Source organism: Modestobacter sp. VKM Ac-2986, assembly GCF_026967795.1.
GTDB lineage: Bacteria > Actinomycetota > Actinomycetes > Mycobacteriales > Geodermatophilaceae > Modestobacter.
Window position 1 is genome coordinate 1 of record NZ_JAPVBH010000011.1, and the last position, 467, is coordinate 467.

Genomic DNA, 467 nt, shown 5'->3' on the forward strand with positions numbered 1-467 from the left:
GGCGAGCGAAAGCGGATGAGGCTAAACCGATTGCATGCCAAGCCGGCAGGCGTTGTGCAGTCGGGGTCGTGGGACGACTCAGTTGGTTCTGCCGAATCAACGGGGAGTTAGAAAGCCATGTGTTAGTGGAAGGCCTCTGGAAGGGGTCGCCGTAGAGGGTGAGAGCCCCGTACACGAAAACTCATGGCCTCCCGAGTTGTATCCCAAGTAGCACCGAGCCCGTGAAATTCGGTGTGAATCTGGCGGGACCACCCGCTAAGCCTAAATACTCCCTGGTGACCGATAGCGGACAAGTACCGTGAGGGAAAGGTGAAAAGTACCCCGGGAGGGGAGTGAAATAGTACCTGAAACCGTGTGCCTACAAGCCGTGAGAGCCTTATGCGCACTTGTGCGTGGGGGTGATTGCGTGCCTTTTGAAGAATGAGCCTGCGAGTTAGCGGTACGTGGCGAGGTTAACCCGTGTGGGG

1 rRNA gene is annotated in these 467 nt (G+C 57.4%); it reads left to right on the forward strand.

Annotation, left to right across the window (positions count from 1 at the left end):
- Positions 1–467, forward strand: a 23S ribosomal RNA gene (locus tag O2W14_RS19930); the annotation flags it as partial.